The sequence below is a fragment of the Micromonospora sp. NPDC048835 genome, assembly GCF_040649995.1.
GTDB lineage: Bacteria > Actinomycetota > Actinomycetes > Mycobacteriales > Micromonosporaceae > Micromonospora.
The window spans coordinates 33028-47648 of the sequence record NZ_JBEZGM010000017.1 but is presented as its reverse complement, the minus strand read 5'-3'; the positions used below and the strand labels follow the sequence as shown (position 1 = coordinate 47648).

13 protein-coding genes are annotated in these 14621 nt (G+C 71.8%); 8 read left to right on the top strand and 5 right to left on the bottom strand.

Going from position 1 to position 14621, the window contains the following annotated elements; translation table 11 throughout:
- Positions 1–12: 12 nt before the first annotated feature.
- Positions 13–519 carry an inorganic diphosphatase gene (locus tag AB0C15_RS20900; protein ID WP_145778583.1) on the bottom strand — a complete coding sequence of 169 codons (507 nt, stop codon included), beginning with the start codon at positions 517–519 and terminating at the stop codon, positions 13–15.
- Between the two features lie 527 nt (positions 520–1046).
- On the opposite strand from AB0C15_RS20900, the gene dacB reads away from it, so the two are divergent.
- From dacB to tilS, 3 genes are all read left to right on the top strand, one after another.
- Positions 1047–2510 carry a D-alanyl-D-alanine carboxypeptidase/D-alanyl-D-alanine-endopeptidase gene (gene dacB, locus AB0C15_RS20895; protein WP_357354487.1) on the top strand — a complete coding sequence of 488 codons (1464 nt, stop codon included), beginning with the start codon at positions 1047–1049 and terminating at the stop codon, positions 2508–2510.
- Positions 2511–2601: 91 nt separating this feature from the next.
- The gene (locus tag AB0C15_RS20890) at positions 2602–3672 is read left to right on the top strand and encodes a zinc-dependent metalloprotease (protein WP_357354297.1); all 1071 of its coding nucleotides are present in this window, start codon (positions 2602–2604) and stop codon (positions 3670–3672) included.
- Positions 3673–3682: 10 nt separating this feature from the next.
- Entirely contained in the window at positions 3683–4675 is a 993-nt protein-coding gene (gene tilS / locus AB0C15_RS20885) for a tRNA lysidine(34) synthetase TilS (RefSeq protein ID WP_357354295.1), read from the top strand.
- Positions 4676–4684: 9 nt separating this feature from the next.
- Here tilS and AB0C15_RS20880 read toward each other — a convergent pair whose 3' ends face one another.
- Positions 4685–5647, bottom strand: coding sequence for a helix-turn-helix domain-containing protein (locus AB0C15_RS20880; RefSeq protein WP_357354293.1), 963 nt, complete (start codon positions 5645–5647; stop codon positions 4685–4687).
- Positions 5648–5785: 138 nt separating this feature from the next.
- Here AB0C15_RS20880 and AB0C15_RS20875 point away from each other — a divergent pair, with 138 nt between their 5' ends.
- From AB0C15_RS20875 to folE, 4 genes are all read left to right on the top strand, one after another.
- Positions 5786–5935: a hypothetical protein gene (locus AB0C15_RS20875; protein WP_357354501.1), complete on the top strand. Its 150-nt coding sequence runs from the start codon at positions 5786–5788 to the stop codon at positions 5933–5935.
- A 100-nt stretch (positions 5936–6035) separates the two neighbouring features.
- Positions 6036–6611, top strand: a complete 576-nt coding sequence (hpt, locus tag AB0C15_RS20870; RefSeq protein ID WP_266246949.1) for a hypoxanthine phosphoribosyltransferase — start codon at positions 6036–6038, stop codon at positions 6609–6611.
- A gap of 580 nt (positions 6612–7191) precedes the next feature.
- Complete coding sequence (ftsH, locus tag AB0C15_RS20865) at positions 7192–9210, top strand: ATP-dependent zinc metalloprotease FtsH (protein ID WP_357354291.1); 2019 nt, start codon at positions 7192–7194, stop codon at positions 9208–9210.
- 35 nt (positions 9211–9245) lie between these two features.
- Positions 9246–9911: a GTP cyclohydrolase I FolE gene (gene folE, locus AB0C15_RS20860; protein WP_357354485.1), complete on the top strand. Its 666-nt coding sequence runs from the start codon at positions 9246–9248 to the stop codon at positions 9909–9911.
- A gap of 31 nt (positions 9912–9942) precedes the next feature.
- On the opposite strand, the gene AB0C15_RS20855 is transcribed toward folE, so the two are convergent.
- Both AB0C15_RS20855 and AB0C15_RS20850 read right to left on the bottom strand, forming a co-directional pair.
- Positions 9943–10605 carry a hypothetical protein gene (locus tag AB0C15_RS20855; RefSeq protein ID WP_357354483.1) on the bottom strand — a complete coding sequence of 221 codons (663 nt, stop codon included), beginning with the start codon at positions 10603–10605 and terminating at the stop codon, positions 9943–9945.
- Between the two features lie 88 nt (positions 10606–10693).
- The gene (locus tag AB0C15_RS20850; RefSeq protein ID WP_357354289.1) at positions 10694–13255 is read right to left on the bottom strand and encodes an FtsK/SpoIIIE domain-containing protein; all 2562 of its coding nucleotides are present in this window, start codon (positions 13253–13255) and stop codon (positions 10694–10696) included.
- A 195-nt stretch (positions 13256–13450) separates the two neighbouring features.
- On the opposite strand from AB0C15_RS20850, the gene AB0C15_RS20845 reads away from it, so the two are divergent.
- A complete protein-coding gene (locus tag AB0C15_RS20845) occupies positions 13451–14005 on the top strand; it encodes a hypothetical protein (RefSeq protein WP_357354482.1) in 555 nt (184 codons plus the stop codon).
- A gap of 6 nt (positions 14006–14011) precedes the next feature.
- On the opposite strand, the gene AB0C15_RS20840 is transcribed toward AB0C15_RS20845, so the two are convergent.
- The gene (locus AB0C15_RS20840; RefSeq protein WP_357354287.1) at positions 14012–14608 is read right to left on the bottom strand and encodes a hypothetical protein; all 597 of its coding nucleotides are present in this window, start codon (positions 14606–14608) and stop codon (positions 14012–14014) included.
- Positions 14609–14621: the final 13 nt, after the last annotated feature.

Below are 14621 nucleotides of genomic sequence, written 5' to 3'. Positions count from 1 at the left end.
CGTCAGCGCTCGTCAGTGCAGGGACTCGCCGCGCGCCTCGGCGTCGCGGGCCCGCTGGTAGGAGGCGTGGATCTCGGCCTCGGCCTCGGTGCGGCCGACCCAGGTCGCGCCCTCCACCGACTTGCCGGGCTCCAGGTCCTTGTACACCTCGAAGAAGTGCTGGATCTCCAGGCGGTCGAACTCGCCCAGGTGGTGGATGTCGCGCAGGTGCTCCTGGCGGGGGTCCTCGTAGGGCACGCAGAGGACCTTGTCGTCCCCGCCCTTCTCGTCGGTCATCCGGAACATGCCGATGGTGCGGCAGCGGATCAGACAGCCCGGGAAGGTCGGCTCGGGGACCAGCACGAGGGCGTCCAGCGGGTCGCCGTCCTCGCCCAGGGTGCCCTCGATGAACCCGTAGTCGGCCGGGTACTGGGTGGAGGTGAAGAGGGTGCGGTCCAACCGGATCCGGCCGGTCTTGTGGTCCACCTCGTACTTGTTCCGGTGACCTTTGGGGATCTCAACCGTCACGTCGAAATCCATCTGCACGCTCCCTCGTCTGCCCACGCTGGCTAACGGAACCACTGGCGGCCCCCCGGACAGGTGAATGCCCACCCGCCGACTCCGGCCGCCGCATAGTCTTCGGACCGAAGTAGTGTCACCCAAGCCGATTTTCGCTGGGGGAGGAGGGGGTCGTGGGGAGGGAAGATTCACACTACCGCCCGGACGGGGGCTCCGGGCACGGTACCGGACGATCCGGCTCCGGCAGTGCCAAGGGTCGGGTCCCGGTGCCCGAGGCCCACCTCCCACGGGCCCCCGAACCACCGACCCCGGCAGCGGAGACGGTGCCCGAGCGGCCCCCGCCGCTGCCCTGGCGCCCACCGGCCGGCCCGGCGTCGCCCCCGCCGAACAATGGTCGGTTCCCGACCACCGGCGGTGAGCGGCCGGTGAGCGGCCCGCCGCGCGGCAGTGCCACGGTCCCGGTCAGCCCCGCGCCGCTCAGCCCGTCGTTCGATCCCGGATCGGCCGCCGCCGCCGGGGTCCCCCCGGTGGGGCCGCCGATCTCCGCGTTGCCGGCAAACGCCGCACCCGCACCCGCACCCGCCACGCCCGGCCGCCGGAGGCGGCTGCCGGTGGTGCTGGCCGCCGTGCTCCTGCTGGTGCTCGCCAGCATCGGAGTCGTGATCACCCGTCCCGGTCCGGTCGCCGGGTGGCTTGGCGACGACGCCGGTTCCGGTCCGAAGGCGGCCGGCGTGACCCCGGATCCCGCCCCGGCGGACGTGCTTGCCGGCCCGGACCCGAACGCCCCGGTGCCCACCCCGGACGGGGTTCGTGCCGTGCTCGACCCACTTGTCGGTGTCGCCACCCTGGGTGACCGGGTGAACGTCTCGGTCGCCGACGTGATCACCGGCCAGACGCTGTTCGCCAAGGGGGCGGACGACGGCACCGTCCCCGCCTCGGTGACCAAGCTGGCGACCGCGGTGACCGTGCTGGCGGCCCGAGGGCCCGGCTACCGGATTCCCACCCGTGCGGTGGCCGGCGCGAAGGCCGGCGAGGTGGTGATCGTCGGTGGCGGCGACCCGACCCTCTCGATCGACAAGAAGGGCTACTACCCGGGTGCGGCGCGCCTCGACGAGCTTGCCGCGCAGGTGCGTACCGCGCTCGGCGGCACACCCCCGACGAGTGTCACCGTCGACGGCTCGCTCTACTCCGGCCCGGTCTACGGCCCTGGCTGGGACGACGACATCCCCACCGGGGGGTCGGGTGGCGCGGTGACCGCGTTGATGACCGACGGCGCGCGTACGGACCCGGGCGTCGAACACGGGTCCGCCCCGCGGTTCGCCGAACCGGACCTGGCCGCCGGCAAGGCGTTCGCCCGGTTGCTCGGGGTGCCGACCGACACCGTGAAGCGGGGTACGGCTCCGGCGCAGGCGGCGGCCGGCGCCAACCCGGCACCGGGCGCCGAGCTGGGTGCGGTGCAGTCTCCGCCGTTGATCCGGCTCGTCGACGTCATGATCAGCGAGAGCGACAACCTGGTGGCCGAGGCGCTCGCCCGGCAGGTCGCGCTGGCCCGCAACCAGCCCGCCTCGTTCGACGGTGGCGCCGCCGCCATGGACGCCGAGGTGGCCGAGCTGGGCCTGCCCGCCGACGAGATCAGCGTCTCCGACGGCAGCGGCCTGTCCCGGCGTAACCGGATCAGCCCGTCGCTGCTGACCGACCTGATCCGGTTGGCCGCCAGTCCGGACCATCCGGAGTTGGCAGGCGTCTTCGGTGGTCTGCCGGTGGGCGGTTGGTCCGGGACCCTGAACGAGCGCTACCGCAACGCGGCGGGCACCGCTGCGGGGGCGGGCAGCGTCCGGGCCAAGACCGGCACCCTGACCGGTGTGCACTCCATCGCGGGCCTGGTCACCACCGCCGATGGGCGGCTGTTGGCCTTCGCGGTGCTCACCGACAAGGTGCCGGGTGACCGGGAGACCGCCCAGCCGGCGCTGGACCGGATCGCCGCCGCGCTGGCCGGCTGCGGCTGCGGCTGACCGTCACGGGCCGGGCTGCCGGGCACGCCATCGGCGTCGATCGAGGGCGCGAGCCCGGGCCGGGGTGTCGCGGCGCGGGTACGGTGGGTTCATGGCGCAGTTCGTGGACTGGGATCTGGCCGCCGCTACCGCGGGGGCGTTGAGCAAGTCTGGCCCCCGCGTGTCGTACGCCGAAGCCACCGACGTGGTCGGCGACCTGCGCCGGCTGACCGACGAGGCGGCCGGGCACGTGGCCGACTACACGGGCCTGCGGGCGCAGGTGTCGCATCCGCCGGTCCGGGTGGTCGATCGCCGCGACTGGGCCGCGACGAACATCGCCGGGCTCCGCGAGGTGATCACCCCGCTGGTGAGCCGGCTCTCCGGCGACAAGCAACCGGGCGCGTTGACCGAGGCGATCGGGTCCCGCCTGACCGGGGTGCAGGCCGGCACGGTGCTGGCGTACCTCTCCGGCCGGGTGCTCGGGCAGTACGAGGTCTTCTCGGCCGAGCCGGGCCAGTTGCTGCTCGTCGCACCGAACATCGTCGAGGTGGAGCGCAAGCTCGGCGCCGATCCCCGCGACTTCCGGCTCTGGGTGTGTCTGCACGAGGTCACCCACCGCACCCAGTTCACGGCCGTGCCGTGGATGCGGGCCTACTTCCTCAGCGAGGTGCAGGCGTTCGTCGACGCCTCGTCCAGCGGCAGCGAGCACCTCGTCGAGCGGATGCGGCGTGGGGTGGCCACGTTGTCCGAGGCGGTTCGCGACCCGGACAGCCGCACCAGCGTGCTGGACATCGTGCAGACCCCGGCGCAGCGGGCCGTCCTGGACCGGCTCACCGCGTTGATGACCCTGCTGGAGGGGCACGCCGAGTTCGTGATGGACGGCGTCGGCCCGCAGGTGATCCCGAGCGTGGAGCGGATCCGGGCTTCGTTCAACCGACGCCGGGAGGCGGGCAACCCGCTGGAGAAGGCGATCCGCCGGCTGCTCGGGGTGGACGTCAAGATGCGCCAGTACGCCGAGGGGCGCAAGTTCGTGCACGGGGTGGTGGAACGCGTCGGCATGGACGGTTTCAACTCGATCTTCAACTCCCCGCTGACGTTGCCTCGACTGTCCGAGTTGGGCGACCCGGACGCCTGGGTCGCCCGGGTGCACGGCCCGGCCGGCACCATCCCGGCCGCTGGCTGATCACCCGCCGGTGGCCGCGCTCGCTCCGCCGGTGGCCGCCGTCCGGGTGGCGGTCCGCCGTGCCCTGGCCGGCCTGCCGTCCGGCGGTCCGGTGCTGGTCGGCTGCTCCGGCGGTGCCGACTCGCTGGCCCTCGCGGCGGCCACCGTGTTCGTGGCGCCCCGGCTGGGCCGCACCGCGGTGCTCGTCAGCGTCGACCACGGCCTGCAGGACGGTTCCGCGGAGCGTGCCGAGGCGGTGGCCGCCTGGGGGCGGGAGATCGGGTTCGCGTCGGCGACGGTGGTCCGGGTGGAGGTGGCCGGGCGTCCCGGCGGGCCGGAGGCCGCCGCCCGCGAGGCCCGCTACCAGGCGCTGACCGAGGTGGCGCGGCAGCAGAACGCGGTAGCGGTGCTCACCGGGCACACCCGCGACGACCAGGCTGAGACAGTGTTGCTCGCGCTCGCCCGGGGCGCCGGCCCGCGAGGGTTGGCCGGGATGCCCTCCCGGCGGGACCTGGGCGGGGTACCGCTGCTGCGCCCGCTGCTGGACATCGGTCGGGAGCAGACGCGCGCCGCCTGCGCCGTGCTCGGTCTCACCCCGTGGCACGACCCGCACAACACCGATCCGTCGTACGCCCGGTCGCGGGTGCGGGCCGACCTGCTGCCGGCGCTGGTGCGGGCGCTCGGACCGGGTGTGGTGGACAACCTGGCGCGTACCGCCCGGCTGCTTGCCGCCGACAACGCCGCGCTCGACGAGTTGGCCGGGACGGCGCTGGCGGCGGCCCGGTGCCCCGACCGTGGGCTGTCCGTGCCGGCGCTGCTCGGCCTGGCTCCCGCCGTACGCGGCCGGGCGTTGCACTCCTGGGCCCGCGAGCTGGGCGCGCTGCCCGGTGCCCTGTCGCATCGGCACGTCGCCGCTCTGGACGCCCTGGTGACCGACTGGCACGGTCAGGGGCCGACCGACCTGCCCGGCGGCATCCGGGTGCTCCGCCGGGCCGACCGGCTGACCCCCGTCGTCCCCGGCTGAGACCTCTGCTCAGCTGCTGTGCGCCCGGTCCCGGAAGGTGGTCCGGTAACCGTGGGGGGTGGCGCCGACCCGGCGGGTGAAGTGGTGGCGCAACGCGGCGGCGTCGCCGAAGCCGGACTGGTCGGCGACCGCCTCCACGCTCAATGGGGTCTCCTCGAGCAGCCTCCGGGCGAGGAGCACCCGCTGGTTGGTGAGCCAGTCGTGCGGGGTGGTGCCGGTCTCGGCGCGGAACCGGCGGGCGAACGTGCGGGGCGCCATGCCGGCGCGGGCGGCCAACTCCTCCACGGTGATCGACCGGTCCAGGTGACCCATCAGCCACTCCAGCACCGGCTCCAGGGTCGGCGCCTCGGGCGCCCTCGGGATGGGCGCCTCCACGTACTGGGACTGGCCGCCGTCGCGATGCGGTGGGACCACCATCCGCCGGGCCAGCCGGGTCGCGGTGGCCGAGCCGTGCTCCTGGCGGATCAGGTGCAGGCAGGCGTCGATGCCGGCCGCCGTTCCGGCGCTAGTGAGCAGTCGACCGTCCTGGACGTAGAGCGAGTTGCAGCGCACCCGGGCGCGCGGGTGTCGCCGTTGCAACTCGTCCACGTACCGCCAGTGGGTCGTGCACTCGCGGTCGTCGAGGAGACCGGCCTCGCCGAGCAGGAAGGCTCCGGAGCAGACGCTGAAGAGGTGCGCGCCGCGGGCGTCGGCCCGGCGTAGCGCGTCGAGGACCGGCCCGGGGACGCTCGTGCCCTGGCTGTGCGCGGGGATGGCCACCAGGTCGGCCTCGTCGACCGGACCGAGGTCCGCGTTCGGGGTGAGGTGGAAGCCGGACGAGGTACGCACCGGAGCGCCGTCCGGGCTGCACACCTGGAAGCGGTAGGCGGGGAAGTCGTCGGCCGTGCGGTCGGTGCCGAACACCTCGGCGAGTACGCCGAGCTCGAAGGGCGCGACCTGATCGAGGGCGAGTACGGCGACCGAACGCAGCATGTGACGAGGGTAACCCGACAGGTGGCAGGAAATCGATGACCAATGGCATTCCTGCCACTGTCCGGTCGGGTCGAGTGGGCGCAGACTTGTCTCAGTCCGGTGCGCACCGGCGGCGAAACCGACAGCAATCATGCGAAAGTGAGCGCCGCCATGGAGTTCCTGCTCTTCCTCCTGTTCCTCGTCCTGCTCGTCGCCGCCTCGGCCGCCGGGCTCACCACCGACAGTCACGATTCGGCCGACTGGAAGCCAAGCGACGGTGGTCGCCGCTGGCGGTCCCGCACCAACTGATGTGTTAAGCGCTGTTTGCCCAGAAAATCCTTGGCGGGTCCGCGCCAAAAGGTGCGGCCCCGCCGACGGAGGCCATCCGACGTACGGCAGGCTAGGAGTCATGGCTGACGGCTCCTGGTACGACGCCGACATCGACCACGTGATCATTTCTGAGGCGCAGATCCGCGAGAAGACGGCGGAGCTGGCCAAGCAGGTCTCCGCCGACTACTCCCACGTGGGTGACGGGCTGCTGCTGGTGTGCGTACTCAAGGGCGCGGTGATGTTCATGGCCGACTTCGCCCGGGCGCTGGGCCGTAACGGTCCGCCGGCGGAGCTCGACTTCATGGCCATCTCGTCCTACGGCCAGGGCACGACCTCCTCCGGGGTGGTCCGCATCCTCAAGGACCTGGACCGGGACATCGCCGGCCGGCACGTGGTCGTCGTCGAGGACATCGTCGACTCCGGGCTCACGCTCTCCTGGCTGCTGCGCTACCTCGAGTCGCGCTCGGCCGCGAGCGTCGAGGTGGTCGCCCTGTTCCGCAAGCCGGACGCGGTGAAGGTGCCGGTCCCGGTGAAGTACGTCGGCTTCGACATCCCCACCGAGTTCGTGGTCGGGTACGGCCTCGACTTCGGTGAGCGCTACCGGGAACTGCCGTACGTCGGGGTGCTCAAGCCCGAGGTCTACGCCCGCTCCTGACGACGGGCCCGACCCCCGGGGCGGCCCACCGGTCGGCATGAGCCCGACTCGCATCGGCATCCATCAAGCCGACGTTCAGCGCGCTCTCAGCTGATGCGGTTACCGTGTACCACGGTGGCCCGGAGGTTACTCCGCGCTCGAACCCCTCGATCGCGTGACCGGCGCTCGGGTGGCCGAGCCGGACTCCCCGCCACGCCGGCTTCCACCCGGGCTCGCCGTACGTTGGCTGCGGGGCTGGTGGGCCTGCCCACGGTGTGCGTCGTCGATGTCGAAGGCGCGCCGAGTGTGCGGGTCCGCAGTTTCGCTGCTGGCGTACCCGGTCTTTCGAAGGTGCACGACTGCGGGGCTCGCAAGCTCACTCCTCGCGTACACCGCTGTGATTGTGTACGACTGCGGGGCTCGCAAGCTCACTCCTCGCGTACACGGTGTACCGTCGAATGACCGCGGCGCGGCAGTTTTCGCGCCTCGGGGTCGAGGCCGGCCCGCACGGCGGCTCCGGCCGCCGCTCACCGCGGCGACACCATCAGACGGTCAGGACGTCGATCAGGAGGATGCGGGCGCCCCGGCGCTCGACAACAGTATGGAACGTACGCGTTTCTTCCGCCGACCGGTGGTCTGGATCATCCTGGTCATCCTCGGCGCCGTTGTGCTCAGTCAACTGTTCACCAGTGGTCCCAGCTACCACCGGGTGGACACTTCCGTTGCGCTCGACCAGCTGCACACCGCCAAGATCAACAAGGTGGTCTTCCAGGACAAGGAGCAGACGCTCCAACTGGACCTGGCCCAGAAGACCAAGTTCGGCAAGACCGAGACCAACAAGATCGAGGCACAGTTCCCGTACCAGGCTGGCGACCAGATCTGGAACGAGGTGCTGGACGCCAAGGCGGCCAACCGGGTCACCGGCCCGGCCGACGCCAAGGTCTCGTCGGACAGCATCTGGGTGAGCCTGCTGGTCAACCTGCTGCCGATCGCGCTGCTCGTGCTCCTGCTGCTGTTCTTCATGTCGCAGATGCAGGGCGGCGGCTCCCGGGTGCTCAACTTCGGCAAGTCCAAGGCCAAGATGATCACCAAGGACACTCCGAAGACGACCTTCGCGGACGTCGCGGGTGCCGAGGAGGCCGTCGAGGAGCTGCACGAGATCAAGGACTTCCTGCAGAACCCGGCGAAGTACCAGGCCCTGGGCGCCAAGATCCCGAAGGGCGTGCTGCTGTTCGGCCCGCCCGGCACCGGTAAGACGCTGCTGGCCCGCGCGGTCGCCGGCGAGGCCGGCGTGCCCTTCTACTCCATCTCCGGCTCCGACTTCGTCGAGATGTTCGTCGGTGTCGGCGCCAGCCGGGTCCGCGACCTGTTCGAGCAGGCCAAGACGAACGCCCCGGCGATCGTCTTCGTCGACGAGATCGACGCCGTCGGCCGGCACCGTGGCGCCGGCATGGGTGGCGGCCACGACGAGCGGGAGCAGACGCTCAACCAGCTGCTCGTCGAGATGGACGGCTTCGACACCAAGGGCGGGGTCATCCTGATCGCCGCCACCAACCGGCCGGACATCCTCGACCCGGCGCTGCTGCGCCCGGGCCGGTTCGACCGACAGATCCCGGTGGACGCCCCCGACATGGAGGGCCGTAAGGCCATCCTGCGGGTGCACGCCAAGGGCAAGCCGTTCACGCCGGACGTCGACCTCGACTCGGTGGCACGACGCACCCCGGGCTTCAGCGGCGCCGACCTGGCCAACGTGATCAACGAGTCGGCCCTGTTGACCGCCCGTAAGGACCAGCGGGCGATCTCCAACGACTCGCTCGAAGAGTCGATCGACCGGGTCATCGCCGGTCCGCAGCGACGGACCCGCGTGATGAGCGACCAGGAAAAGAAGATCACCGCGTACCACGAGGGTGGGCACGCGCTTGTCGCCTGGGCGCTGCCGCACGCCGCGCCGGTGCACAAGGTGACGATCCTGTCCCGTGGTCGCTCGCTGGGCCACACCCTGGTGCTCCCGACCGAAGACAAGTACACCCAGACCCGCGCCGAAATGATCGACACCCTGGCGTACGCGCTCGGCGGTCGGGCAGCCGAGGAGCTGGTCTTCCACGAGCCGACCACAGGTGCCGGCAACGACATCGAGAAGGCCACCCAACTGGCCCGCGCGATGATCACCCAGTACGGCATGAGCTCCAAGCTCGGTGCGATCAAGTACGGCACCAGCGGGGACGAGCCGTTCCTCGGCCGCAACATGGGCCACGAGCGGGACTACTCGGACTCGGTGGCCGCCGAGATCGACGGCGAGATGCGGGCACTGGTCGAGCTGGCGCACGACGAGGCCTGGGAGATCCTGGTGGAGTACCGGGACGTCCTGGACAACATCGTGCTCGAGCTGATGGAGAAGGAGACCCTCTCCACGGCCGACATGGCGCGGATCTGCTCCCGGGTGGTCAAGCGCCCGCCGCTGGCGCCGTACAACGGCTTCGGCAAGCGTCAGCCGTCCACCGAGCCGCCCGTGCTCACCCCTGCGGAGAAGGACAAGCTCAAGGCGCAGGCCCAGGCCGACGGCGCGCAGGCGTCGGTCGGCGGCGGGACACCGTCGAACAACTCGGACGGCACGCACTGAGCAACGACCCGACGGCCAGCTCCCCGCACCGGGAGCTGGCCGTCTCCGCGACCGAACCCGACGGCGACGACGACCTGGACTACGTCGCCGCGCGGCTGATCAGCGGCAAGCTGACCGGTCGCCCCGTCGAGGACGCCGTCGACCTCGGCCGGATCGAGAAGGCCGTCCGCGAGATCCTGATCGCGGTCGGCGAGGACCCGGACCGCGACGGGCTCCAGCAGACCCCCGCCCGGGTCGCCCGCGCGTACGCCGAACTCTTCGCCGGCCTGCGGGTCGACCCGGCCCAGGTGCTCAGCACCACCTTCGAGGCCAACCACGAAGAGCTGGTAATCGTCCGCGACATCGACGTGATGAGCCTCTGTGAGCACCACCTCCTGCCCTTCCGCGGCAGCGCGCACATCGGCTACATCCCCGGCCCCGACGGGCGGATCACCGGCCTGTCCAAGCTGGCCCGACTCGTCGAGGTCTTCGCCCGCCGACCGCAGGTGCAGGAGCGGCTCACCTCGCAGGTCGCCGACCTGCTGATGAGCAAACTCGCACCACGCGGCGTCGTCGTCGTGCTCGAGTGCGAGCACATGTGCATGGCGATGCGCGGCATCCAGAAGTCCGGTGCCAAGACCATCACGTCGGCCGTACGCGGCATCCTGCAGTCGGACTCCAAGTCGCGGGCCGAGGCGATGGCGCTGATCATCCCCCGCTGACCCCTCGACGCAGCACGGCCGGCCGGGCGGCTCAGCTCGCGAGCAGAGCCAGCAGCAGGCCGGCCGTGGCCAGCACCGCCGGCACCAGGCACACCAACGCGCCGAAACGCACCGTACGGTCCAACCGTTCGGTGGGGCTGACCCGGAACAACCGCCCGATCCCGATCCAGCCAGCCACGAACGCGACCGCCGGCATCGGCAGCCCGCAGATCAGCGCCGCCACACTTGCCGGCCCCACCCCCGTCGCCGCCAGAACCACGACCTGGATCAGCGGCACCACCAGCGCGAACGGCCCGTACACCAGGAGGTTGCGCGGTCGCGCGGGCCAGGACCCCGGCCGGAACCCGCGGCGCGCCGCAAGCGCCGCGTCCGCGGCCTCGGCCCAGCCTCGCCCGGCCCGCAACGCCGCCAACACGGCCGCCGGACCACCCGCCATCGACCGGGCCGCCTCGGTCAGTTCCGGCGGCGACGGAACCAGAGAGATCGCCGGTACGCCCAACTCCCGCAGCCGTTCCTGCTGACTCGCCAACCCGGTACGGACCACAGTCAACTCCTCCCGGGCGGCCTCCGCCGACCGGGCCTGCTCACCGGCGGCGGCGGACGCGCTTCGGCGTACCCCGTCCAACTGGCGGGCGGCCGCAAGATACTCCACCCAGGCCGCGCCGGGTTCGGCCGTCGGCGGGATGGCGTCCACTGGCGCCGCCGCGGCGGCCCGCTGCCGCCCCGGCCCGGTCGCCGTCGCGTTCGGATTCACCTCGACACCCTCCACCCGCGCCACCCGATCAGCCGGCCTCGTCGGCGAACGGCACCAGGACCGTGCCCCGCTCGTCCGGGCCGTCCCAGAGCACCGCCCGGTCGGGGCGTGCCTGCCACTCGACCGGCCGACCGAAGACCGCGGTGAGCTGCGCGACCGGCACATCCAGCACCGCCACCGCAGCCAGCTTGTCGACCTCGCCCGCCGGCTCGAACAACGCGGCGAACGGCGGCACCGCCCGCCACCAGCCCAGCAGGTGTCTCCCCGCCGGAGGCCCGTCCCGCAGGAGTGACCGCAGCCGGTCCACCGGCAGCTCCCGAGGACCCGGCCGGTCCAGCCCGAACACCACCAGATACGTCGGCAGTTCGTCGGCCTCGTCCGCGAGCAGCGTGGGAAGATCCACCACCTCGGCCGGATGCCGGGTCGCCAACTCGGCCGTCAACGCCTCCGCCAACGCCCGGGCGCCCGGGTCCGGTGCTGCCACCAGGAAGCGGGCGCTACCCGGTGCGTGGTGAGCCGCAGTGCTCCGCGCCGCCGTCGCCAACAACCCGCCCGCCGCAGTGCCCGAGCCCAGCACCGCGAGGTTGCGGCCGGCCGCCGGCCCCAACGGTACGGCGACAGTCGCGCGGCCCACGCCCACCGCCCGACCCAGCAGAGCGGCCGGCCCGTGCGCCTGCCCCGCCAGGGCCGCCCGCTGGCGCGGATCGTTGCCCAGCAGCGGCCGGGCCCAACCCGCGAAGACCACCGGCGGCACCGACCCGGACGGTCGGGCCGCCCACAACTCGTGCCGCAGCTCCGCCACGACCTCCGGATGATCCTGCGGGTCCGGGTGACGGATCAACCGTTCGTGACCCCGGATCGCGCCCCGAGGGCCGCCCAACCCGCCCGCCGTGTTCACCACCGCGCTGCCCACCGGCAGACCGGCCGCCGAGTCGTTCGTCGGCTCCAGCACCGGACTGCCTCCCGGCAGCGCCACCCGAACCGGGAACTGCCCGAGCACCGAATCCCGATGACCGGCATCCGCGCGGGTACTCAACCCCAGCTCGCCCGCGCCGGCCAACACCAGGTGCACGCCGTACGCCCGACCGGCCCGGGCCAGACCATCCACACTCGCCGCCACCTCGGTGGCCAGCCGGTCCCGCTCAGCGAAGAGCAGCGGCACATTGTCCACCACACAGACGATCCGCGGCAGCGGCTGGTGCTGACGCAACTCCGCGAAGCGTTGCCCGCCGGCCCGCGCACCCGCCTCCGCACGCCGCTGGACCTCGGCCGTCAACTCCTCGAGCAGATCCCGCACGTACTCCCGGTCCGCGGCCATCGCGGCCGCGCGCACCTGCGGAACCCACGAACGGTCCCGCTCGGTCTGCAGGAACTCCACGAAGGACTCGCCGTCGCCGAGATCCGCCAGGTACAACACCAGATCGTCCGGGCCGTACCGGGCAGCCAGGCCGAGCAACGCGGTGGTCAGGAACGCGGCACGGCCCGCCGCGGACCTGCCACTCACCAGCCAGTGCGGAGTCAACTCGGTGAAGCCCAACGGCACCGACCGGCCCCCGGCATCGCCGACAGTCGTGGTCAACCCGTCGGCCGAGTCCGACTCCCACAGCCGCTCACCGGTCGGCGGAAGCAGAGCACCCAACGCCAACCGCGAACCCGCCTCCACCTGCTCGGCGAGCCGCCGGCAGACCGCGTCGACAAGCTCCGCCGGCGGGTCCGACTCGACGAAGACCGGCGAGTTCAGACCACTCGGCGGATCAGCGCCCGGCCCGGCGAACGACGCCCCCGGCGGGTCACCGAGCAGCGCGTACGAATTACGCAGCGCCAGCGGCGTGGTGCGCGGCAGCGGTGCCCGAGCCGAGTACGGGCCGGCCGGCGGCCAACCCGCCACCACCAGATGCAGACCAGCGGCCGGCCCCTGCTCGGCCAACGCCTCGATCCGCGCCAGATCGGTCGGGCCGGTCGACTCCGGCAACGCGGCCACCACCAGCAACAACGTCCGATCGTGCCGCCGCCGCCCACTCGCCCCCGGCGTGACCCACTGCTCCGCCTCGGTCAACACCGCACGCAGACCGGCCACATCCACCGCCGGCGGCGGCAGCAGACCAGCATCCGCGAGGGCCCCGAACGGCGTCAACGCCGCCCCGGTGGCATCCACCGCGCGAACCAGCAGCGAACCCGCCGGTGCCGCACCCAACAACCGCAGGAGTACGGCCCGGAGCAACCCCGCCACCCGCGGCTCCCGAGCATCAGCGTCCACGCTGAGGTGACCCGTGCCGACAAGAGGCACCAGCGCGGGGAAACGAGCGTCATCCAACGGCGCCGCAGTGCCGACCCGAACGAACAGTGGCGGACCATCACCCGCCGGCGAGTCCACGGTGAGCGAGTCCAGTGCCGCACCCGACCAACCCGGAGCCACCGACGCGGCAGCCGTCCGGAGGCGATCGGCCACCTCGTACTGTCGACGTTGATCCGCCGGAGCCGGCCGCGTCTCATCCAGGATCCCGGCAGCTGCGGTAGCGACGGCCGTAGCCCGACGATGCAGGGCTGCGGCGCGGTTCGTGCGAGCCTTCGGACCGGCCACCGCGTCCACCCCCTCTACCCGAGGTTGGCAACCCCTCCCCGAGCAGAGACGGTATCCCAGCCGAGGGCGCACCTCCGGGAGGTGCCCCGGCGCTGCGCCGGTGTTGTCGTGGATCTCACCAGTGGAGAGGGGTCCGTCACGATCCGCTGGATCTGAGGCATTGGCTCCGGAGCGTCCAGCCGATAACTTCAGGAGGTGGAATCAGTGCAGCCCCCCGCCGGTTCCCAGGTCTCCCGCGTACCGGCCCAGCGGACACCGTCCGAGCAGCTGCCGCCCGCCCCGGCACCGCCGGCACCGCCGCCGCCCCGCCGCCGGATGCGGACGGTGCTCACGGTCGTCGCTGGCGTGCTGGCCCTGCTCTGCCTCGGCGGGGTCGCAACGGCCTACGTCTGGTACACCCGCGCCTCGACCCCCGACCGCAGCACACCGGACGTGGTGGTGGCCAATTACATTCAGTCATTTCTAGCAGATCGGAATGACGCGAGAGCGAGCGAATTCACCTGTAAGGGTGGTGCGGATATCGACGACCTGCGGCTTCTCCGGGAGGATTTGGAAGCGCGTGAACTTCGGTTCACTGCGAAGATCTCCACAAGTTGGGAGAGTTTCGCTGTTCAGCGGCAGGGTGATTCGGCCAACGTGGAAGTTGACCTTGTACTGTCGGCTTTTGTGGATGGGATATCGCAGAGTGATCGCCAGCGGTGGCGATTTGAAACACGGCATGAAGACGGCTGGCGGGTCTGTAAGGCGAATCGATCTTGAGAAAGACTACTCAATCCAAAGCAGATGAACTGGCACCTCCAGAGTGGTGGGTGACTGGCCACGCCCGGCCCAGCGATACCACTCGACCTCCGGTGTGATTCGCACGCAGATGTCGCCTTCGGCACCCGAGTAGGTCTCGGTGACCGCTCGAAGGTCGCGGTGCTCCAGTCCGCCCTCGACGTGTACCACCCGCCGTCCGGTCACCGCGTCCGCTTCGAAGACCGGCGTCGGGGCGGGGTGCGCCGGACCGTCCAGCGAGACCAGTCGAATGCCCGTACGGACGCTGTCGGCCTGCGGCCGGGTGCCGACGGTCTCCACCCAGACCCGCTCAACCGGAACCAGCGGCGCGAACACCTCGACCTGTTCGGCCTCTGCCCGGTACCACTCGTGCTCAGGTATTACCGGCACGTAGGTCCGGGCGCTCTGCACCACCCGGTCGTCCGCGCGCAGGTCGCCACGCCACCCCAGTCCTGGCAGCCCGACCAGCACCCGCCGCCCGCGTAGCTCGACCCGCTCCGTCGCGGGAACGATGGCCAGCGGTCGCGGCGGCTGCGGCGCCCAGTCGGGATGGTCGGCGAACGGGTCGGGCAACGGTCCGGTCATACCCGTGGTGCCC